The organism is Vibrio sp. T20, assembly GCF_007858795.1.
In the GTDB taxonomy this organism is placed as follows: domain Bacteria; phylum Pseudomonadota; class Gammaproteobacteria; order Enterobacterales; family Vibrionaceae; genus Vibrio; species Vibrio satsumensis.
In genome coordinates, this window is record NZ_VFEB01000121.1 from 34,001 (window position 1) to 55,709 (window position 21,709).

Annotated in this window: 20 protein-coding genes; 18 read left to right on the forward strand and 2 right to left on the reverse strand. The window is 42.3% G+C overall.

Annotated elements, in window-relative coordinates:
* Positions 1 to 7 precede the first annotated feature (7 nt).
* Genes zorA through FTW16_RS13725 form a run of 4 tightly spaced genes read left to right on the forward strand, consistent with a single transcriptional unit; the run spans position 8 to position 7,741 of the window.
* Positions 8 to 2,122, forward strand: coding sequence for an anti-phage ZorAB system protein ZorA (zorA, locus tag FTW16_RS13710; RefSeq protein ID WP_146491455.1), 2,115 nt, complete (start codon positions 8 to 10; stop codon positions 2,120 to 2,122).
* Positions 2,122 to 2,853 carry a flagellar motor protein MotB gene (locus FTW16_RS13715; RefSeq protein WP_146491456.1) on the forward strand — a complete coding sequence of 244 codons (732 nt, stop codon included), beginning with the start codon at positions 2,122 to 2,124 and terminating at the stop codon, positions 2,851 to 2,853. The genes zorA and FTW16_RS13715 overlap by 1 nt, the downstream gene beginning before the upstream one ends.
* Positions 2,853 to 4,304, forward strand: coding sequence for an EH signature domain-containing protein (locus FTW16_RS13720; RefSeq protein WP_146491457.1), 1,452 nt, complete (start codon positions 2,853 to 2,855; stop codon positions 4,302 to 4,304). The genes FTW16_RS13715 and FTW16_RS13720 overlap by 1 nt, the downstream gene beginning before the upstream one ends.
* Positions 4,295 to 7,741, forward strand: coding sequence for an SNF2-related protein (locus FTW16_RS13725; RefSeq protein WP_146491458.1), 3,447 nt, complete (start codon positions 4,295 to 4,297; stop codon positions 7,739 to 7,741). The genes FTW16_RS13720 and FTW16_RS13725 overlap by 10 nt, the downstream gene beginning before the upstream one ends.
* 321 nt (positions 7,742 to 8,062) lie before the next feature.
* Here FTW16_RS13725 and FTW16_RS13730 read toward each other — a convergent pair whose 3' ends face one another.
* Positions 8,063 to 8,476: a YybH family protein gene (locus tag FTW16_RS13730; protein WP_146491459.1), complete on the reverse strand. Its 414-nt coding sequence runs from the start codon at positions 8,474 to 8,476 to the stop codon at positions 8,063 to 8,065.
* 150 nt (positions 8,477 to 8,626) lie between these two features.
* On the opposite strand from FTW16_RS13730, the gene FTW16_RS13735 reads away from it, so the two are divergent.
* Positions 8,627 to 8,950 (forward strand): winged helix-turn-helix transcriptional regulator, encoded by a 324-nt coding sequence (locus FTW16_RS13735; RefSeq protein ID WP_146491460.1) that lies wholly within the window; start codon positions 8,627 to 8,629, stop codon positions 8,948 to 8,950.
* Positions 8,951 to 9,306: 356 nt separating this feature from the next.
* Here the strand turns inward: FTW16_RS13735 and FTW16_RS13740 are convergent, their stop codons facing one another.
* Complete coding sequence (locus tag FTW16_RS13740; RefSeq protein WP_146491461.1) at positions 9,307 to 10,200, reverse strand: LysR family transcriptional regulator; 894 nt, start codon at positions 10,198 to 10,200, stop codon at positions 9,307 to 9,309.
* Between the two features lie 419 nt (positions 10,201 to 10,619).
* On the opposite strand from FTW16_RS13740, the gene FTW16_RS13745 reads away from it, so the two are divergent.
* The 13 genes from FTW16_RS13745 to FTW16_RS13805 all read left to right on the forward strand — a co-directional run bounded on the left by FTW16_RS13745 (position 10,620) and on the right by FTW16_RS13805 (position 21,701).
* Positions 10,620 to 10,826 (forward strand): Flp family type IVb pilin, encoded by a 207-nt coding sequence (locus FTW16_RS13745; protein ID WP_017080668.1) that lies wholly within the window; start codon positions 10,620 to 10,622, stop codon positions 10,824 to 10,826.
* 145 nt (positions 10,827 to 10,971) lie between these two features.
* Complete coding sequence (locus tag FTW16_RS13750) at positions 10,972 to 11,424, forward strand: prepilin peptidase (protein ID WP_146491462.1); 453 nt, start codon at positions 10,972 to 10,974, stop codon at positions 11,422 to 11,424.
* Between the two features lie 21 nt (positions 11,425 to 11,445).
* Positions 11,446 to 12,270, forward strand: coding sequence for a Flp pilus assembly protein CpaB (cpaB, locus tag FTW16_RS13755; RefSeq protein WP_146491463.1), 825 nt, complete (start codon positions 11,446 to 11,448; stop codon positions 12,268 to 12,270).
* The gene (locus tag FTW16_RS13760; RefSeq protein ID WP_146491568.1) at positions 12,270 to 13,640 is read left to right on the forward strand and encodes a type II and III secretion system protein family protein; all 1,371 of its coding nucleotides are present in this window, start codon (positions 12,270 to 12,272) and stop codon (positions 13,638 to 13,640) included. The genes cpaB and FTW16_RS13760 overlap by 1 nt, the downstream gene beginning before the upstream one ends.
* A complete protein-coding gene (locus FTW16_RS13765; protein ID WP_146491464.1) occupies positions 13,637 to 14,116 on the forward strand; it encodes a hypothetical protein in 480 nt (159 codons plus the stop codon). The genes FTW16_RS13760 and FTW16_RS13765 overlap by 4 nt, the downstream gene beginning before the upstream one ends.
* The gene (locus FTW16_RS13770; protein WP_146491465.1) at positions 14,116 to 15,357 is read left to right on the forward strand and encodes a CpaE family protein; all 1,242 of its coding nucleotides are present in this window, start codon (positions 14,116 to 14,118) and stop codon (positions 15,355 to 15,357) included. Before FTW16_RS13765 ends, FTW16_RS13770 begins: the two co-directional genes overlap by 1 nt.
* The gene (locus tag FTW16_RS13775; protein ID WP_146491466.1) at positions 15,354 to 16,625 is read left to right on the forward strand and encodes a CpaF family protein; all 1,272 of its coding nucleotides are present in this window, start codon (positions 15,354 to 15,356) and stop codon (positions 16,623 to 16,625) included. Before FTW16_RS13770 ends, FTW16_RS13775 begins: the two co-directional genes overlap by 4 nt.
* A 1-nt stretch (position 16,626) precedes the next feature.
* On the forward strand, positions 16,627 to 17,529 hold the full coding sequence (locus FTW16_RS13780) for a type II secretion system F family protein (RefSeq protein ID WP_146491467.1): 903 nt from the start codon (positions 16,627 to 16,629) through the stop codon (positions 17,527 to 17,529).
* Positions 17,526 to 18,368 carry a type II secretion system F family protein gene (locus FTW16_RS13785; protein WP_146491468.1) on the forward strand — a complete coding sequence of 281 codons (843 nt, stop codon included), beginning with the start codon at positions 17,526 to 17,528 and terminating at the stop codon, positions 18,366 to 18,368. Before FTW16_RS13780 ends, FTW16_RS13785 begins: the two co-directional genes overlap by 4 nt.
* Positions 18,369 to 18,380: 12 nt before the next feature.
* A complete protein-coding gene (locus tag FTW16_RS13790) occupies positions 18,381 to 19,118 on the forward strand; it encodes a tetratricopeptide repeat protein (protein ID WP_146491469.1) in 738 nt (245 codons plus the stop codon).
* Entirely contained in the window at positions 19,105 to 19,587 is a 483-nt protein-coding gene (locus FTW16_RS13795; protein ID WP_146491470.1) for a TadE family protein, read from the forward strand. Before FTW16_RS13790 ends, FTW16_RS13795 begins: the two co-directional genes overlap by 14 nt.
* The gene (gene tadF / locus FTW16_RS13800; protein WP_409994449.1) at positions 19,574 to 20,134 is read left to right on the forward strand and encodes a tight adherence pilus pseudopilin TadF; all 561 of its coding nucleotides are present in this window, start codon (positions 19,574 to 19,576) and stop codon (positions 20,132 to 20,134) included. The genes FTW16_RS13795 and tadF overlap by 14 nt, the downstream gene beginning before the upstream one ends.
* A 10-nt stretch (positions 20,135 to 20,144) precedes the next feature.
* Positions 20,145 to 21,701, forward strand: coding sequence for a TadE/TadG family type IV pilus assembly protein (locus FTW16_RS13805; protein WP_146491570.1), 1,557 nt, complete (start codon positions 20,145 to 20,147; stop codon positions 21,699 to 21,701).
* Positions 21,702 to 21,709: the final 8 nt, after the last annotated feature.

Below are 21,709 nucleotides of genomic sequence, written 5' to 3' on the forward strand. Positions count from 1 at the left end.
GATTTAAATGAAAGATAGCCTTAACCTCTCCAGTTTATGGCCCGACTTGAACAGTCTAAACGTAATTCCACCACAAACAGCAGATCAGTTGAGTGCCTTGTTTGTAGTGGTTTTGTGGTTTGTAGCGGCATTTTTCTTACTGTGGTCTATATCTGCTTTCATTCGAGCTACCCGTCGTGTGAAGTGGTTAAATCATTTGCTTAATGATGCTGAGAAGGCAAACCCTGCAGATAGTAGACATGACTTAATTGCCAAAGCAGAACTAAAGAAAAATTCAGTAGGGCATTTGTGGCTAGAATTTGATGAAACGCTGTTGGAAGTCAGAGGATCTGACGAGGTGTTACGGTTACATAATACATTTGATGCTGACTATTTCTTCAATAGTTCCACTCTGGCTGGTGGTAGCACTGAGAATAGAATGATAGCTGCAGTACCTGGTTTCTTAACGGCCTTAGGGGTAATCGGTACTTTTGTGGGTTTGCAACTCGGTCTTTCTGACTTAAACATTGCAGGTAATGTTGATGTAAATGAAATGAAAGATGGGGTGGCGGGAGTTATCAATGGAGCAAAAATTGCTTTTATGACATCAGTCTGGGGTGTCCTATTGAGCGTAGCTTTCAATTTCATTGAAAAAATACTTGAACAGATTATTAGGAAAAAGATTAAGGTTCTGCAAAATAGAATTGACAGATTATTCCCTCGATTGAGCGCTGAAAACCAATTGCAATCTATTGCGAACAATAGCCAGCAGTCACGTGAAAGTCTACAAGGGCTAGCTGAGAAAATTGGCGAGAAAATGCAAGAGTCTTTAGTACAGGCAACTCAGGGCATTCAACAAGGCCTGGAGAGCAGCTTAGAAAAAATTATGGCCCCAGCTATTAATAAGCTCGTTGATGAAACCTCTGACGGTAATCAGAAAGCACTAGAGAGTGTTCTTCAATCATTCATGGATGGTTTCGGGCAGCAGGGTGAACAGCAGCGTGTTGCTATGGATAGTGCCTCTAAAGGAGTGAATGAAACTTTAGAATCTATGAGCACATCTTTGGCAGCATTTGTTAATAAGCTTGAAGCTCAACAGAGCGCATCAACGGAGAGAGAGAAAGAGCTGATTTCTTCGATTTCTGTACAGGTATCTGAGTTGGTAACACAAGGCAATGAGCAAAAGAGAATGATGACCGAGTTTGTGGAGAAACAGGTCTCGGAAATGGGTGAGCAACTTAGCCAGAGAGAGAGTGCAGCTTCGGAAAGAGAACAAAAGCTGGCTTCTTCTATGGAAACGACAATTAAAGAACTTGTCGATAATGTGTCGGGGCAAAGCCGAGTTTTAACAGAATTTGTTAATAACCAAGTAGGTGAACTTACACAAACGTTCTCTAAGCGTGATGAGCAGTCAAGCCTGATGGAAAAAGAGCGCAATGACATGTTTGTTTCTCAAACAAATGCAATGAAATCGGGAACTGATGAGCTACTAGCACAAGTTAAATCAAGTGTTGATATGCAGCAATCTGCGTCTCATCAGGTTTTAGAACAAGGTAAGCATCTTCAAAATAGTATTGAAACTTCTGTATCTGCATCTGCGAGAGCGACAGAGAGTATGCAGCTATCAGCGGTAGAGTTGAGAAATGCAGCTGACAGTATGAGCGTCTTTGGCTCGAATATTAAAGATGCGGGTAATAAGCTTTCAGGAGCAGTAACTGAAGCTGTAAGCAGTACTAAAGATTTGGCTGAACTGAATCAGTTAAGCGTAGAGAAAATCCACTCCTTGAGAGAGCAACTTGTTGAGGATACGAGTAAATTTGGTGAACTTGCTGATAAGATTAATGGCATGTTAGATAGCGCAGAATCGTCGTTCAATCAATTACGTTCTACTCAAAATGAGTTTTTGACAGAGCAAAAGAGTAACCTGACCGAACTAACTTCAGAAATGAAAAATAACGTGAAGGAACTGAGTGAGCAAATGTCGACCCTACTGGAAGAGTATGCTGATGAGGCAAATAGCCAAACCAATGAACACCTAAAAATTTGGTCAACGACTAGTACTCAATACGCAACGCAGATGGTTAATGCCGTCAATGCAATTTCAAGTGTCGTAGATGAAATCCAAGACAAAGTGAGTCACTAATGCGTAGAGGTTCGCGATACCAATCAAACGGTTCAGTTGACGAAGAAAACCCGTATTGGGTTTCCTTTTCTGACCTTATGTCAGCGCTTCTTGTTATCTTCATACTGGCCGCTGTAGCGTTAATTATTGAACTTACTCAAAAGACAAATGATGTTGAAGCAGGAATAGAAGAACTAAAAAAAGCTGAACAGGCGAGAAAAGATATAATCTATGACGTTAGAGATGAATTAGCTAAACGAAATGTTATCGTTGAGATCGCCGATAATGACACTGTAATACGTATACCTGAGAGCACTTTAACGTTTGCTTCAGGTAAGGATTCCATCCCAAAGAGTCCCGAAGTCCAACAGGCGGTAAAAGATATTGGTGCTGTGCTTCATATGGCTGTTCGAAAGAACGAAAGATTCAAGTACCTAGATACAGTGTTTGTAGAAGGACACACTGATAGTGATAGGATCTATTATCGAGGTAAGGGGAACTGGGGGTTATCTGTAGATAGAGCTATATCAGTATGGAATGTTTGGCAAGCTGAAGTAGAACTTACACCTAAGTTGGGTGAATTAGAAAATGCGTTTGGACAGCGACTTTTTTCTGTAAGTGGTTATGCAGAAACACGGAGAGCGAATCTACAAGAAGCTAACCAACAAGATAAAAGCCAGAACCGAAGAATCGATATTCGCTTTACGGTTAAGAAACCATCTATTGCTGACTTAGAAAGGATTGTTAATTAGTGCGCCTTCGTATTAAAAAGCTACCGGTAACTTTACGTCACGATCCTTTGGGTAAGTCAATAGAGGAGCTGTCTCAGCTCACCCAGAAACTTGGAGTACTGTCCAAGAGCGCTGGCATTGAAAATACTAAATTTAAGTCAGCATACGGTGATGTCTACAAAGCACTGATAACTAACAAGGCTGTAGAAGATGTAGTAGATACTTCTGTTCATGTGCGAGCGTTGGCAATCTCTTTGCAAACTGACGTAAAAAATAAAGTCAGCTTTACTCGTCGTCTTCTCAATAAGATCACAGAAATCGTGGGGAAGCCTAGTGCACTTGTTATTGAATCATTTTATCAGCATTTCCTATCAGAGTATGACCAGCTAACGGATTGTGATGCGACCGCTGAATGGTTATTAGAAGCGAAGCGAAAGAGAGGCTACGAGGGAGAGTTTGATGAGAAACTCCTGTCAAGCAACGGACCTCAGTGGCTTGCTAAGCAAGCAATCGAAAGAAATATTGATTTTGACCATTGGATTAATGAGCTTGATTTACAACATTACGCTAATGGTCGCTATTTGACGACAGCTAAAGGGATCTATTACGTAGAACAGCTTGAAACGATTCCGAACGGTATGAATCATCCATTGTTATCTGAGGTTCAGAAAAAGGCAGTTTTTGAAGCTCAATATGATTCAGAGGACTTGTTAGGACACAAGATTCTGCGAATTTTAATTGGTCGTTCTATTGGTTCTCATATGAGTGAATCATGGATGAATGTAGTGCTTGCTGTGGCAGGAGATCCTCGAGTGCCAAGCTCCAATCCACGGTACATAAAGTGGTGGAGAAATATTGATGCTCAGTTGACTCAAGCGGTTCGGGGGTGGTTGTCTAAATTAGACCTTAAGCTGTTCTTAGAGGCTTTGGAGGATTATTCGTATTCCTCATCCAACTATGAACTACAAAGAATGTACCCATCTAGGAAGCATTTTTTAGAAGGAATGTTTGATGCAGGTGTTATTACTAATACACGACTGTATCTGAGTCGAGATGCCGCTCAATATTTGAAACGAAACTATGACGCTAAACACTTGCCAAACTTTTCGACAGTGAAAGATGGGGATAAGTCTATCATCTATGTTCAGATGGAAGGCGCACACATGATTGAGGGAAGCCATAGTTGTTACTTATGGCTTTACAGACACTTAGAACCTTCAGCTTGTGTGTTCAATTATAATATTACTAGTCCAACTTATTCGCAGTTGACCAGTGGATTAAATTACCAAATGACTAATTTATCCGGTGGGGCGACAGCAAAGATTACGCATTCTCCTTCAAGTTATTCTTGGCAGCGACGCGCATTGACTGAACTCAGAGACTTAGGGGTTCAATTGACAGCTAAAGATATACTTTCTAGTGATGATTATGTCGACTTTAAACAACGTTTCGGAGTAAGAGAATGGAGCTAACTTCTTTAATCAGTAGATTTTTTTCTGGTTTAGATAAAACATCCAAATTTGATTTGGTATGTGATGGTAGCCTTGATTTCACTGCTTCGAAATCTAACTTAGAAAAAATACGAAGCGGTCAAGCAAATGAGTGGTTCACTGCTCAATTTGTTGCTCTTAAAATGCTTGAAGAACAAGGAGAAGTAACATCGTTTCCCGATGGGTTTATGATGCCTGCATCGACTGCTGTTCGCTTAGATTCAGAGTTGACGACTCTTTTAGGCCTTCCTGAACTTTGGGGAGGAATAATTGATGCTGACATAAAGGGAAAGGCAAGTAATCCCGACTTTAAAATTGACTTGGCAGTGACTACGCAACAAGGTCGTTCAACGCTTAATTATTCAATTAGTGGTCCTTTTATTAGGTTTGGAAAAGAGGCAGAGTATTTGTTAACACCATCACAGTTGATGGTGTTTGAGGCACAAAATCTTCATCAAAACTCCGAAAAGTCTGAGTACGATAATTTGCTTTTTCTTCATGCTCTTCAAGAGGCGCAATACCAAGGCTGTCGGTTAAAGTTAAAACATTTTGATAAATTAAGAATTTTAACGCCTAGCTCAGTGACTGTAGATGTGGAACTTAACGCTGTTGGGGACCTTATATTAACGCCTAATATGGGGCAACATGCTAGTCATGAAGCTATCCAGAGGGTGCTAGGTCAATTACAAAGTGATAGTTCGGTTTCTCTTAAAGTAGGTGATGAGATAGTACTTTTTTCTGAGGAAAAACTGAAAGCTGTCAAAGAAGTTATCAGCAATAGGGTTGTACCAAAAAGCCAGGTTAAAGCATTTTTGGAAAATCCGACCGCATTTATTGACGCGAGCTTAGTTGACCTTGATTTAGGGTTTTCTTTAAGGGTTCGTGGTGCAACGACATTTAAGCATGCCTATTTTGGGGAGACGGATGAATCCGGCATTGATTGGTTTGGTACCTCATTAACAACAGAGACCATTTATCCAATATCAAAGCTCATTGATGCAATTGATGACAGGCCCGCTTTATTAGAAGTAAGCAAAAAACTCGATGACGCTCAACATACCGGAGCTACAGTTTTTGATTACGAAGGGAAGTCGTATGACATTGGTGATCGTGAGGCTGTGAGTAAAACACTTGTAGCAATCGAAGACAAAATTTCTAAACCAGCTGGTGATACTTCTGAAGATGAACCTGGAGAGTCGGAGAAGGACTCTAGTGAAAAAGAGATCCATGTTGTTGATATCGTTCTAAATGATGAGGAGTTGTCAGAAAACTCCCCGCAGGTTGATAAATTGATCGCAGATATGGCGTGGGAAGGTGAGTTAAATTGGGACAATCACAAACGAAAACCATTCCCGCATCAAGAGGTAGGCGTTAGGTGGATTCTGGGGGTAGAACAGAAGATTCTTACTGAACCAAGTATCAGCGGAGCATTACTAGCTGACGATATGGGTTTAGGTAAAACCTACATGGCTCTCTCGGCTATAGAGCATATGTACCAACGTATGACGATTGACGCTAAGACTAAGAAACCGACATTAATCGTTGCTCCGTTAAGTCTGCTTGAAAACTGGAAAGATGAAGTAGATAAAACATTTGAAGCGTCTCCTTTTAAAGACATAGTCATTTTGCAATCGGCTGCCGATCTAAACAGATACAAGATGGGTGGCGTTGAAATCCGAAACCAAAAAAAATCAGATGAAGAGCTTGAACCTAAATATTCTTTAAAAGTAGGAAAGAACTTTGGTTCCGAACGTCTAGACCAACCACAACGACTTGTTATTACTACTTATCAAACGTTGCGGGATTATCAGTTTTCATTGTGCTTAATTGATTGGGGTGTTGTTGTTTTCGATGAAGCTCAGAACACTAAAAATCCTAATGCGCTGCAAACCAGGGCAGCTAAAGGACTGAAAGCGGATTTTAAATTGGTCGCTACCGGTACGCCGGTGGAGAATAGCTTGGCAGATTTTTGGTGCTTAATGGACACTGCCTCTCCCGGGTATTTAGGGACTTATCAGGAGTTCCGTTCTCACTACATTTCACCTATTCTCAAATCTGCCGGAGATGAAGTTGAAGAGGTCAGAGCTAGACTAGGGAGAGAGTTGCGTATCGCGGTGGGTGCTTTGATGCTTAGACGAGTTAAAGAAGATAACCTGAAGGGCCTACCTGCTAAGAATATGTATGCTGGTGGACACTTTGATGGATGGGAGTACCTGAAAGAATTAGAATCTACGATGGTCGGGTATCAGCGCGATGTCTATGAAGGAACGATAAGTAATCAAATTGAAAATGAAGATAGCCATGCCTTAACTACATTAATGAGATTACGAGACAGTTCATTACATCCGAGATTAAGTGACGGTGGACGACTAGAACTTCCTAGAACCAGTAAAGTGGCTCGTGAATTATATCTAGAGTCGGGGAAATTAAGTTCATTGCTTGAGACTCTTGATAGAGTGAAGAGCCAACAAGAAAAATGCATCATTTTTGCGGTCAATAAGCGTCTACAGAGCTTTTTATGCATCACCCTCGGTCAAATCTATGGTTTAGGACCACTGTCGGTGATTAATGGTGATGCCAAAGCTGTAGCTAAAAGAAAGTCAGTTCCAACTCGTAAATCCATGATAACGGACTTCGAAGCTAAAGAAGGCTTTAATTTGATTGTTATGTCACCAGTGGCGGCAGGTGTTGGTTTAACTGTCGTTGGCGCTAATCATGTCGTCCATCTGGAGAGGCACTGGAACCCAGCTAAAGAAGCTCAAGCAACCGACCGAGTGTATCGAATTGGGCAAACAAAAGATGTTCATATTTACATCCCTTTGTTACATCATCCTGAGTTTGAGTCGTTTGATGTCAACCTTCATAGGCTACTAACGCAGAAAACTTTATTGAAAGACGCTGTAGTCACTCCAGAGGATGTTGTACCGCAGCCACCTGGTGTCGGAGGGAGCATTACTGGGGATCTCATTAACAAACGTATAACACCTGACGAGTTGGACAAATTGAGTTGGCAGCAATTTGAGGCTCTGTGTTTGACGCTCCTGTCCAAGCATTATGATAGTGAAAGCGCATGGTTAACGAATGCTGGTGCTGACCATGGTGCAGATGGTGTAATCCTGACTCAGTCGGGCAATATTCTAATGCAAGCTAAATATACGCAACGAAGATACGATGGATATAAAGGTATACAAGAGATTCACTCTGCTAAGCCGATTTATGAATCTGAGATGCAGAAAACTTTCGGCCGTTTAGTATTTATAACTAACTCACCATCGTTAGCTAAGCGAACTGATGATATAGCTAAAACATGCGGGGTTGAGGTTATCGATAGAGCTAAGCTGCTAACATATCTAGATGAGAATGAAGTGACTTACAAAGATGTTCTAACTCGTCTTGAGAAGCGTAGGCTTAAGGTGTGAAAATTTTATAATGCGTGCTGGTACCGTTTATGGCCGACCAGCATGTTTGTTTTGTGAAAGTAATCTGCTCTTCAGATAAATTTAGTGCTGATCTTGTCTCAGAAGTTGAGTTCTTTCCGAAGTAACACCTGAGGTAACATCTTAAAACTCTACTTTTATATTGTTCATTTTAATCAATTGGATAGGTTTGATAGTCGAGTCCAGTAGCGGCACCACATTATACGAAAGAGCCCACCTAGTGTGGGCTTTTTTGTGTCTGAAATTTATTGCCAGCAAAGCTTTCAGACTTCGTCCTTCAATGATCTAAAGTGCGATGGTCATTTAAAACCCGTTCGGGTTATCAATTACGTATAACCAGCCTCCATCTACATATCTCATCACTTCCAGAGCGGTTCCTTTAGGGCCTCCAACTATCTCCCATTCAGACCTTATAAGAGCCGTATCGCCGTTAATATGGATGGATACATCATGGGTTAGCATTTCAACGTCACCTTGAAGGTAACCTTTCAATATCGGCTTGATAGCCTTTGGCCCTCTAGCAAGGTTCCCTTGAGCATCCAGGACGAATATGGCGTCTTCATGGAACAGAGTACTTAGTCCTTCTATGTCTTGTTTTGAAAAGTATTCCGCGAAAAATTGGTGCAGTTCAGTTGGCGACTGCGGTTTTTTGTAATCTGTTGATGCGTAAGAATAGAAAGTTATAAAGTTTAAAGCTAGGAATAGAAATATCTTCATGGAACCACCTGCTTGTTTGTGTTTTGGGTTGAGGCCATAATAGATAGGATGCTTACTAAAAGAAATTAGCTACCTAAAAGTAACTAATTACCTTAAGGTAACTAACTATCTTTGAGTAACTTTACAATCTTGATAATCTGAGAGGTAAATATGAGTGAACAGGGTAAGCAACCTGAAGGTTACTGTAACGCTGATAAATATTTGACCTTGATCTCTACGAAGTGGACTGCTCACATCGTTTGGTTATTAGGTCAGAGTAGCGAGATACGCTTTGGACAAATTCAAAAGCAACTGGCTTTAGTGTCTAGTAAAGTACTTAGTGAGAGGCTGAAGTTACTTAGCAAAGAAGGTTTTATCTGGCGCAGGCAAGAAGAAACCGTTCCTGTGACTGTATATTATGGTCTGACAGAAAAAGGAAAAGAACTTGCGAATATTGTTGATATTATAGTAAAAAAATCTGAAAGCTGGGATTAGTTTGATGTATCTAAAGAAAGGCTCTTAACCAATGCCATTATCTTTTGTGGGTTTTCTGAGTTCATAGCTTGAGAGATGTTGTTCGAGATTTGGTGACGCACTAAGTATTAGTTAAGTGCTGAATAATCTTAAAGGCTGGTTTCTATCTAGGTTTTATTACAGATTTATGAACGGGTAGGTAATGAAAGACTCGAAGTAAATGATAATGCATATATTAGCCGATGCATCTGATAATAAATATATATATTTTATATGCTTTGCTTGGCGTTTATATTCGGATAAATATCGGGATTGAAATATCACACTCAAAGCTGGAGAGTGCAATAGAGTGTGATCGTCATGATTTTAATAGAACGTTATTGAGCTAGATCAGCAACAAATGTTTGTTTGTAATTAGTTGTGGTTTGTAGCTCTTTTTTTATCCATTGGTTAAACAAGCTAAAGTCAGAATGTATTTGCCAGAAAAGTGATGCGATAACTCGTTTACCAAAAAAGTCAGGGTGATCGGTAATAACCTTAAGCTTATGTTCTTTGATGTTACCTTCGATGAGAAACCCTGGCAGAAAGGCGATGCCTTTTTGAGCTTTACATAAATCGATGATGGTTCCTAAATCATCGAGTCGCCATAGGTTATATGTTGCGATGTTTGACAAGTTAAGTAGCTCTTCACAACCATCCATTAATAGAACTCGCTGTGATGGTGCTTGGGACTTTAAGGTTACTAAGTCTTCATGGGCCACCCACCAACAGTTAACGTGGAATAGTTCCTCGATGTTGAAGTCGTAATTTGTCTTGTGATAGGGGTTACCTAACGCTAAGTCTATCTTTCCTTCATTAACGTAATTACCTAAAACGAAACTTGGTTTAGTCACAACAAGTAGGTCGACATTAGGAAAAGCCTCTGAAAATGCCAACAATGCTTTTTTTACGTTTTTGTTGAAAACTAATGGATCGATGCCCACGCGGTAAACTATCTGGTCGGATAGATTCATTTGTTCTGCAATAGTGATTAACTCACGATATTTTGATACCACAGGTAAAGATAATTGGAATAGGCGTTTTCCTTTCTCAGTTAACCAGACTTTAGAGTGTTCTCTATTAAATAAATTGAAACCCAAGTCTGACTCTAGGTTTTGCACAGCGGTACTAACCGTTGACTGAGACTTGCCAAGCTTACGTGCAGCAGAGCTAAATGAACCTTCTTCAACTACTGCTATGAACGAAACAATATTTTCGAAATGTAGTTTCATGATTCGACTAACCTTTTGACACAAAGAAATTATATTTTTTATGGTTTGTTGATTCGAAGAACAATAGCGTGATGATAATTGTATTTCAACATGTTTTATAAGGGGTAATAAAGATCGATGAATTATCTATTAAGCTAGTTCCAAAGCTTATATAAATTTGGATTAAGTTAAACATTGACGTATGTCTTATTTTTTCAAGTTTATAAATTTAAATATTCATTTTGTTTTTTAGCTGATTATTAATGTAAGTGTTTGTCATATATGGACTTTGTGTTTCTGTTGGTATTTTTTAAGGTGTTTGTTTTGATCATTTTTTACACGACCTATAGATTGAATCGATAGGGGGTATTTTCCATAGATTGGTGGTGCTAATTATAATAGCGACGAATTTTAAACAGCCCTTATAGGAAGACATAATAATGATTACTAAGCTATACGTTAAAACAAGCATGTTTCTATCACAATTCAAGAACGATGAGCGCGGAGTAACTGCAATTGAATATGGTCTTATTGCAGTAGCAATGGCTGTATTAGTAACTACTGCAGTAGGCGCTGATGGTTTCATTGGCAAACTTGAAGGTGCTTTTGAAGATGTAGCTACTGCTATCGATACTGCAAGCAGCTAACATCAAGCCTTATTGGCTAATGTAGAATATATCGAAAGATATTTGTGCCAGACCTATGTTTTCATTGGTCTGGCTCAGTTAATTGAAAATACCAATTAATACATGTTTACGTCAATCCATATAAATTTAGGCAATATTTCCAATTTTGAGTTTTGAAGTATATTTACTGCTTTTAGCAATCGTGTGTGTCTATGTATCGGTTACCGATTTTCTCTTTCGCAAGATACAAAATCACGCATTGCTGATATTACTCTTTTTGCAATGTTTTCTGTCACCGTTAGACATTCAAATTATGAGTTTTTTACTGGTGTTTGGGGGAGGGCTGATTCTTTACGCCCTGATTTGGATTGGAGCCGGTGATATTAAATATGCCGCAGTTCTATCACTTACTATACCTCTCAACGATTTACTTTGGGCGTTTGTTATGACGGCTTTTGCTGGCGGTTTTGTAGCCGTTATTTATCTTGTAAAGAACAAGCTGATAACTAAAAAGCTAACAAGAAAAACGTCGAACGACCAACAAGGTATTCCATATGGGATAGCAATTAGCGTTGGATTCTACTTGGTAATTTTAACTCAAAACACGCCACATATTTAAACCTCCAAGAATGAGAACATTATGAGATCTCGACTGGTATTACTTGTTGCCATTGCTGCCTTAATTGTGGGCGCACTAGGCGTTGTCGATTTGTTGAAGAGTGAACCTCAGCCGACAACGACCACTGAAGTGGTGGAAGAAAAAAATGAAGAGCATGTTGCCGTTTGGATGACCACGGAACCTTATGAAAAAGGACGTGCGATTGATGCGCAAGGTGTCGTAAAACAACAACTCCCTCTTAGTGAAGCATTAACGATGGGTGTTAGAGAAGATGCACAAATCAGCTTTTCGCCCTCCATTTTGCTCAATCGCAGCCTTAACGCAGGTGAGGTTGTACTGCCTGAATATCAAGTGACGCCAGGCCAGCCCGGATACATCGACCTTTTGGTCACGGAAGGCATGACGTTATACCCACTTAAAGTCAGTGACAAAAACCTAATCAACGATTACATCCGCCCTGGAACGTCCATCGATATCCTCACTGTGAGTTCTCCTAATGCCAACTTGGCAGGAATTATCGATAAGCCGAAGCGCTTTAGAGGTGTGAAGGCGTCAATGTTCCTTAAAAACGTCAAAGTACTCAACATTGGCAATGACGCCACTGGCGACAGTTCTATTACCGCTCGCGCTCCGAGTAAAGAGGATGGACTGACTACGGTGGTCATCGAAGTTAGCCCCGACGAGTTACCAAAACTTGCGCTAGCACAACGAACAATGCACATCGAAATTTACCGAAGCCAAACCTACACGCAACCCGAGTTCGCGGAGGTGCGCAATATTATCGATAACTATACAGGGATTGCTGAGTTACGTGGTAACGAGAACAATCCGAGAGAGGCTTTGTGATGATGATTCACCATCGAATCAAACAAGTACTGTTTGCTTCCATTCTAGCGCCACTGATTGGCTTACTTTCTATAACAAACGCTTTTGCCGCCGATCGCTCCATCACGCTCAACGATGGTCAGCACATCCAGTTAAAAAATCCGATTGGCCAAGTGTTTATTAATAACCCTGACATCGTCGACTACAAAATAATCAACGACAACACGATCGTTGTGTTCGCCAATGCTATTGGGCAAGCACGACTGATCGTCTACGGCATTGATGGTGATGTTCTGCTTTCCGACCGCATTATTGTTGATTTGGATTTAACGGATATTAGAAGACAACTCAAATTTCATTTCCCTGATGCCAAAGTCAAGGTTCAGTCTGTGGGGGAGCAAGTCGCCGTGAGTGGTCTCGTTGATTCCGAAGCGACTCGTGACGACATCTATCGTTTGGTTGCCACTCTGCTAGGACGAGAAAAGACCGAGAAATGGGACAAAACGGTGAAGCTGGAGTTTAAGTCCGATAGCTCAAATTATGAAGAGCCCGAAAGCATGGTGTTTGCCCGCAATATGACGTGGGAAGGGATCATCGAACGCATTGAAGTTGCAACGACTCAGCAAGTGAACGTCAAAATATCAGTAGCGCAAGTCACCGAATCATTTGGACAAACTGTTGGTGTAGATTGGAGTTCCGTCGGTTCAAGTGTTGGTGAATTTGTTTTCGACCAGTTCGACGCTGCAAACCTAAGCACGTTAATCACTGCATTAGGCAATGACCAGATTGCAGAGGTTCTGGCTGAGCCTAACTTAACCGTGTTATCCGGTGAGTCGGCAAGCTTTCTCGTTGGTGGCGAAGTGCCGGTTATCGTCTCTACCAGTAGCAACGTAAACATTTCATTCAAAGAGTTCGGCATCAAACTCGACCTTACAGCAAAAGTGCTTAGCCAAGACAAGATTCGAATGCAGCTAGCGCCTGAAGTGAGTGAAGTAGAAGGTTATGTTGAAGCAGCAGGCATCAAAGTTCCGCAACTGGCTTCACGACGCGCCATGACAACTGTTGAGTTAGCCGATGGCGATAGTTTCGTCCTTGGTGGTTTGATGAGCAGTGCCGATCTGGAAAAAATGCAAAAAATCCCTTTTGTTGGCGACATACCAGTACTCGGTGCCGCATTCCGAAAAGCGACCACAGAAAGAAAACGAACTGAATTGATCATCGTTGCGACCGTGAATCTTGTGGAACCGATGAAACCGAAAGACATTCAACTGCCTTACATCAAAAAGACTTCCACATTAGCGCGTTGGCTCAATGTCAAATGGGATGGCAAGGCGGTGACATCTTCTGATGCAACGATTCGTCTGTTGTCGCAAGGAGGGTTTATCCAATGAAGAAATTATTACTGATGGCGTTATTTACCACGTCACTTTTTGGCTGCGCCTCTGAGCAATATTTTGTCGGACATGGCTCTGAAGCTTTGGTGTACAAAGAGCACCACAGTTTTGAGTTTGCGATGAAAAACCGTTCTGAAACGACTAAACAGATTACAGCCTTGATTCAAGATATTGAGTCGATGGACAAAGAAGCGACCTATGTTGTGGATTACAAATCATCTCGCAGCAAACAGATGTTGCAGGCGATCTTCGAACAATATCCTTCACACCTTATTGCACTACAAAGAGTGACGTATCGAAACGCTCAATTGTTGCCTAGCGATCTAAATATTCAGGTGACGTTAACGCGTTTGAAGACTCAAGAGTGCAAGCCAGCACAGATTCACGCTCGGTTGAGACAGCAAGATTGTTTTGTTGAATCGATGCGTTTGAAGCAAGTGGCTTACAAGTCTCGATTGGTAGGAGAACAATAATGTTTGACCTTACGAAAGCATTAACAACAAAGGCCAAGCCAACTCCGACCGCAACAACAGGTGTTGCGGGGTGTACATTGTTCTATCAATCTCAAGAGTGTTTAGACCTTGTTCAAGAAGTCTTTCGATTTGAAGGATGGAATGATCCAGCTTGCGTCAAAGCCAAAGCGGGATTGACCAAACTGACAGAGCAACAGAGTAGCCATATCGTTATTCTGGAACTTAATGAATCGACCAATGTTGTTGAAGACGCTAAATCTTTTGCCAGCAAACTGCCCACCCACAAAGGTGTGGTCGTGATTGGTAAAGAAGACGCCATTTCTACGCTTCGTTCGCTTAAAGACATGGGCTTTTATTACGTTTTCTGGCCAGTGAACAAACAAGAATTTGCAGACTTCTTGAACCACGTTAGCAAGAACCTTAAAACTTTCTCTGGTGTGAGCCAAAAACGTAAAGCGAAGCGCGTAGCAATTGTTGGTGCCAAAGGCGGCGTTGGCGCGTCGTTTATCACCACTGAGTTGGGCTCACTGCTATCAACGCAAGGCTCGGACACGATTCTTGTCGACCATCAATATGCCGATACCAATATTGATGTCTTGCTCGGCCTCAAAGACTTTAAACCGCGAACCATTGATGAGTTTACTGCGCCATTGCATGAAATGGATGAAGAAGGGGCGTTGAGTTACTTAATTAACGCACGAAAAAACTTACGTCTGTTGGCTATCGATGGCGACATGAGCCAAACCGATGTTCTTAATTACAACCAAACGTTGTGTGAGTTGTTAGCGCGCAACACCAACTTCATTATTGAAGATTTTTCAGGTGGTGTGGACTTCAAAGTTGAACCTCAACTCTTGGTAGAAAACTTTGATGTGGTGGTTCTGATTTTAGATGCTTCGGTATCTTCAGTAAGAAGTGCGAAGCGACTGTTTGAAAAGATCTCTAGCTTGCAGCTTACGTTATCCTCTCGTACGCGCGTGATCACTGTGGTGAATTATCACCGTCCGGAAAATGCTTACGTTTTACAAAAGCCCGACCTGACTAAGTATTTAGGTGCCAATGTTGATCTAGAAGTGGATTACTGTAAAGCGCTAGCGCACATCATTATTGATGGTAAACGCGGGCACAAGCATGATCGCCACATCAGCCGTTCTATGGAACAGCTGGTGAAGCTGATTAATGGTCAACCTATGGATCACAAGGGCATGAATTCTTGGTTGAAAAAGGTACGTGCTAAATGAGTTCTAACAAAGACTTATACCTCGCGTTTCGTGGCCAAATATTTGAAGCCCTAGATGCAGAAGCGGTTCAGAAAATGAGCCGCCGAGACCTTGAATCTCAGATACAAGCAGCGGTTGATCTACTCGCTAATAGCTACCAAAGACCGATCACTTCGATGATGAAATCAGGGTTGGTGAAGAGCTTAATCGATGAACTGTTTGGTTTAGGGCCTTTGCAACCTTTGGTCGAAGATCAGTCTATCTCAGACATCATGGTGAACGGGCCCAACAACATCTTTTTCGAACGACATGGTAAGGTTAAAAAGTCCGAAGTCTCGTTTGTGAACGAAGAGCAGTTGCTCGCTATTGCCAAGCGTATCGCATCACGTGTCGGAAGGCGTGTTGATGAACTGTCTCCGACGGTCGATGCCAGGTTGGAAGACGGCAGCCGTGTGAACATCGTGATTCCTCCGATTGCTTTAGATGGCACAGCGATTTCTATTCGTAAGTTCAGAGAGCAGAACATCGGCTTTGAAGATTTGATTGGCTTTGGGTCGATGTCTCCAGACATGGCGCGAGTGCTGATGATCGCTTCGCGCTGCCGCATCAATGTATTGATCTCTGGCGGTACTGGCTCAGGTAAAACCACTTTGCTCAACGCTTTGTCTCAATACATCGCTGAAGATGAACGTATCGTCACGATTGAAGATGCAGCTGAACTGCGCCTGCAACAACCCAACTTAGTTCGACTGGAAACACGTACTTCAAGTGTTGAACAGACCGGAGCAGTTACCCAGCGAGAGTTGGTGATCAACGCGCTTCGTATGCGTCCAGACCGCATTATTCTGGGTGAGTGTCGTGGCTCTGAAGCGTTTGAAATGCTGCAAGCCATGAATACGGGGCATGATGGCTCAATGTCTACATTGCACGCCAACACACCGCGCGATGCGATTGCTCGTGTTGAATCCATGGTGATGATGGCGAACTTGAATCAGCCTCTAGATGCGATTCGAAGAACGATCGTCAGTGCCGTTCAGATGATTGTTCAGGTTAACAGACTGCGCGATGGGTCTCGTAAGATCACGAGCATTTCTGAAATTGTCGGCCTTGAAGGTGAGAGTGTAGTGATGGAAGAGATCTATCGCTTTCGTTATGACGATGCGCATTACGGAGAAAACGTTAAAGGCGAATTTGTTACTGACGGCATCATGCAACGTTCTGAGCTAGTCAAAAAAGCGCAATTTTTCGGGCTCTATGACGAGCTCATCGCCGCGTTTAAGGGGGCATAACATGCTTTGGGTTTCATTAATCCTGTTCGCGTTTGTGCTGCTTTTGATCCGAGATTCAAAGGTCAAAAAGGTCTACCAGTTTTTCAATATCGAAGAAGCGGAGGCTGAAAACTTTAATGCGATTAACGTTAAGTCATTAGTGCGTAAGCAGGGCTGGCAAAAGTTCAAAGATTCCATCTCACCAACATTAATGGTGTTAGGCCCGAGATCGTCGTTGTACATAGCCTTATATATAACGGGTAGCCTTATCGCGTCTTGGTACATCGTTACGGATCTACTCTCCATCACCAACTCTTGGTTGGTGCTTGGCTCCTCTTTGATGTTTACCTTCTTCGGTTATCGTTTTCTGGTAACAAGAAGGCGTCGAGATTTTGAGAATACGTTCCCTGACGCGTTGAATATTCTAATGAGTGCCGTCACCGCGGGTGACAGCTTAATGCAAGCCATCAGCTATGTGGGCGATGTCATGCACAACCCGATTGGCCGCGAGTTTAAGCTAATGGGAGAGCGACTGAAGTTAGGCGAATCTCCAGAAGTAGTGCTTCAACGATCGTGCAAAAACTACCCTTATCCAGAGTTTCTGTTTTTTACCGTGACTATCAGGGCGAATATTGCTCGAGGTGGCCAACTTAAGGGCGTGTTAGCACGATTGATTAGGGTTTTGGTTGACTCTCGTACACTAGAGAAAAAGAAGATGGCGATGACTTCGGAAGCTCGGATCTCCGCCAAAATTGTTGCCGCGATCCCTTTGATTTTTATGATTATTCTTAACTACGTTAACCCTGCGAATGTGGATTTCGTTCTCTATGACCCAGAGGGAAGGATCGTATTGTTTTATGTACTGGGTAGTGAGCTGTTTGGCTTGTTCATTGTTTGGTTATTAGTAAGAGGAGTACGCGCATGATGTTACTGGCTTCCCTTATTGTGTTGTTTTTTTCGTTACTGTTTTTGATTGTTGATTCGATTCGCAAAGAGCAAAGACATAAGAAGGTTGCGCTCTATATCGGGGATCATTCGGCTCGTGCGCCTTCGCGCGTAAATCGCTTCTTTGTTCGTTTTGGTAAAGAACATCGACAAGAACTCGAGCAAAAAATGATTGAGGCAGGTTACTACAACACGGATTGGGCAAAATTTTATTTTCCTGCCAAGTTGTTGGTATTAGCGTTGGTTTCAGGCTTGGTATTGTTAGGGGATATGACATCCACCAACAAACTGATCGTGGTTATTTTCTCGCTGATTGGCGTAATTGTCGTCCCAGATACAATGCTGCAAATGCGCCGCAAGATGTTGATCAGTCGAACCTCGGCTCAACTGCCGTATTTGCTCGACATGATGTCGGTATGTGTGCAAACCGGTATGACGATTGAAGCCGCGCTGGTTTATTTGGGCAAAGAGTTAGCGGAATTTGACTCAGACCTTTGTTACCAAATTAAGCGCACATCGGATTCTGCGAAAATACACGGACTTGAAAAAGCGCTCAATGATCTGAGTGAACGTATCCCGACGCCACCAGTACGAAGCTTCGTACTGACTATAATCCAAAACCTGCAATACGGGACGTCCGTGGCTCATGTGTTAAGTGATCTCGCAGAAGATATGCGAAAGGTCCAGATTCTTACGGTCGAAGAAAAGGTGGGCAAGCTTTCTGCGAAGATGAGTGTGCCTTTGATCCTCTTCATCATGTTCCCGATCGTTATCCTGATTCTCGCGCCGAGCATCATGCAAATGACATTGAGCATCTAGGGATAACTACGAATGGTTGGAAAACGCATCGGTTTCATTTTGCTCACGTTGAGTGTGTTGGCGGGCTGTCAATCGGCCCCTTCACCACAAGACCAGCAGCTTGGCGACGTGACTAGCATGGAAAAAGTGAACAACTATGATGGCTTGATTAGCTATTACAAAGCTGAATTAGAGCAAGGCTCCGAAGACCCAGACGTTAAAGAGAAATTGGCATGGGCTTATTTCCGCAAAGGGGATATTGAATCGGCTGACTTTTATGTCCAACACTTGCAAAAACAGGGGTTCGAAAATCCCAACTTGTACCAATTAGAAGGCCAAGTGTTTGATGCAAAAAATGACATCGGAAGTGCCATTTCTGCTTACTTAGCCTCTATCGAGGCAGGAAATAGAACAGGGCAAATTCACGTCTTGCTTGGTGTGTCTTACACCAAAGTTGGGAAATACGATGAAGCACAACAAGAGCTCAACCAAGCTCGTTTACGCGGTTATGACGACGTCGTTGTTAAGAACAACATTGCAATGATTCAAATGGCGAATGGTGAGTATCAACAAGCGATTCAAACATTAGCACCGGTTTTAAAAGCAGACCCAGTGAATAAAACCGTTAAAGCAAATCTGGCGATTGCCCTTATGAAAAACCAGCAAATCGATTCGGCAAAAAAGTTGCTCAAAGGTGACTTTTCCGCAGAAGAAATCCAGAGCATCGCTGCTGAATTAACTCAATTAGGAGTTAATGATGAAGCATTTTAACAAGCAGAAGGGCGTGACGGCGATTGAGTTTGTACTAGGTGCGCTTGTTCTGTTTTTTGCCACCTTTGCGATCTTCGAATCGAGTTATCAAATCTACGTTGTGAACATGACCGAGTATTCGCTGAGAGAAACCATCAGGAATACCAAAATCTATGAAGGTAAAGGGATCAATGAGCAATACGAGAATAAGTTTAGGTCGTTAATTGAAGACGATGACAATCTTTGGAGTTTCTTAATTGATAGCTCACGTTTTTCTATCGCAGGACAGTACTTCAAAACCTATGACGATTTCGTCGCGAACAGAGGACATTCAGATCAAGGCTTGAACTTCAATTACGACTTAGCCGAAATCACCGTGACCTACCGTTATACCCCAGTTATTAAATTGGCCGGTGCCGCTGATAGAGATATTTCACGCACCATGGTTTTGAACCTAGAACACGAGGGGTGGGCAGATGATGTTCCGTAATCAAGGTATGTTTTCGAAACGTCGCCAACAAGGTTCTTACACCATTGAATTAGTTTTCATCCTTGTGGCTCTGTGGGGCGTTTACCTGTTCGCTGCAGATCTGAGTTATCAGTTGCTCGTGCGCGCCAAGCTTGATCGCTCCAGCTTTGCTTTGGTGAATGTCATTAAAGAGCGCACTCGCTATTTTGAAGCCGACGTGTTGGCAGGACAAAACCTACCCGTAACCAATGCAGAGTTAGAAGAGATGGCGAAAGTGGCAAGTCGAATGCTCAATACACCACTAGACAATGTGGCGATCAAGATAGAGTCACTGACCAATAAAACGAATGTCGCTGAATTCTCAACCAGCAAGTATCGAAGCTTAAATTGCCAAACCGATTCGATTCTAGATCATGCAGATTTGACGCCCGTAGAGAAGGGAGTCGTGTATCCATTGTACCGCATCAGTCTTTGTGAAGAGGAGAGCTCTTGGTTCAAACCCTTCTTCAACGGTGGTACGAGTACCACGGTCAAGGTTGGCTCATCTTCAATAATGCCAGGGAGATAGTGAAATGAAAATGCAGCATGGGCGTCATATCAATCGCCAGCATATCAGTCTCCAAAGACAACAAGGCGTTGCCGCGGTATGGATGGGCTTATTGCTTGTTCCAATTATGGGCATGACCTTTTGGGCGGTAGAAGGCACACGTTATGTTCAGGAGACCAGTCGATTACGAGATTCCGCAGAGGCTGCAGCCATCGCAGTGACTATTGAAGATCAACCGGATCAGGCTCGAGCGCTTGCGACCAAGTATGTCGAAAACTATGTGCGTGATATCAAATCAACCAACCTTTCTGCAGGCCGTTTCCACCAAGCGGAAGACGAGGGTGCTGGGGTTCTTGAATACATCCAATACACAGTGAATGCCAAGACGACACACGACTCTTGGTTTGCGAGTAGCTTTATCCCGTCTTTTGATCAGCAGCAAGACCTGGCGGGCCGTTCGTTAGCGAGAAAGTATCCGGTGTATCTTGGTGATAACAACATCGACATTGTTTTTGTGTCGGACTTTTCCGGTTCAATGAACGACAGATGGGGTTCAAATCGAAACAGAAAAATCGACGATTTGAAAACCGCCATCGATGAAATATCCAGTAAAATTCTTTGCACATCGATTAAACAGGACTATGTCGATGGAGAGTGGAAATACGTTTGTGATGAGCCCGGAGAAGATACCACCGGAGACAAGCTGCTTAACCGAGTTGGCTTTGTGCCATTTAACGTTCGAACGAGGGAAATCGTCTCGGGTAATAGAGCCAACGCAACCAGCCAATTAAGCTACAAAGATAACTATAAAACCTACGTATCACCTTATTCCTATAACGATGTTAACTGGAATTACTGGCGTACGTACTCTCAAAATGACGTAATCAGATGTGCTGATCGACAGTCACGTTGCAATAATCCAAAGGCGGACAATCAAAAGTACGCCAAACGTATTAAGGATGTGATTAATCAAGATAATTACCGAGTTGCTGACGTATACAACTATGTAGATTTACCGACATCAGTGTCGACGATGTTTACTGATAAGTCGGGGTTAAAGCCTGATTTCTATGGTGTGAGTGGAACAGAGTTATTTAATGCGCATGGCTCTTCCGATTCATCGCAGTTTTCCAACATTCGCTTATCGAACAAGCTTTCAGATTTGAATCCGATTAATTCGATGTGGGCAGATGGTGGTACGGCTGCTTTTCAAGGCATTTTGAGAGGTTCTCAGGTGCTCCATGACGGTGACCCGAACAGTTCCGATCAAGAAGAGCAGCAAGTCTACAACAAGAAAATCAAGATGCTGCTGATCTTAAGTGATGGGCAGGAAAGCCCAAATAACGGCATTCTCAAAGGGTTAGTCGATAGAGGCATGTGTGACAAAGCAAGAGAAGAGATACCAGGCTTATACATAGGTGTTATCGGAATTGATTTTCGAGCATCTCAGCAAAGTGGTTTTCAAGACTGCGTTGTCGACCCAAATGAAGACATTATCGATGTATCTAACTTAGATGAATTGATTGAAAAGATAGAAGAACTCATCCGTAAAGGCTCAAAAACAAGCGGAATAACTAAGTTGTACTAGAGGAAAAT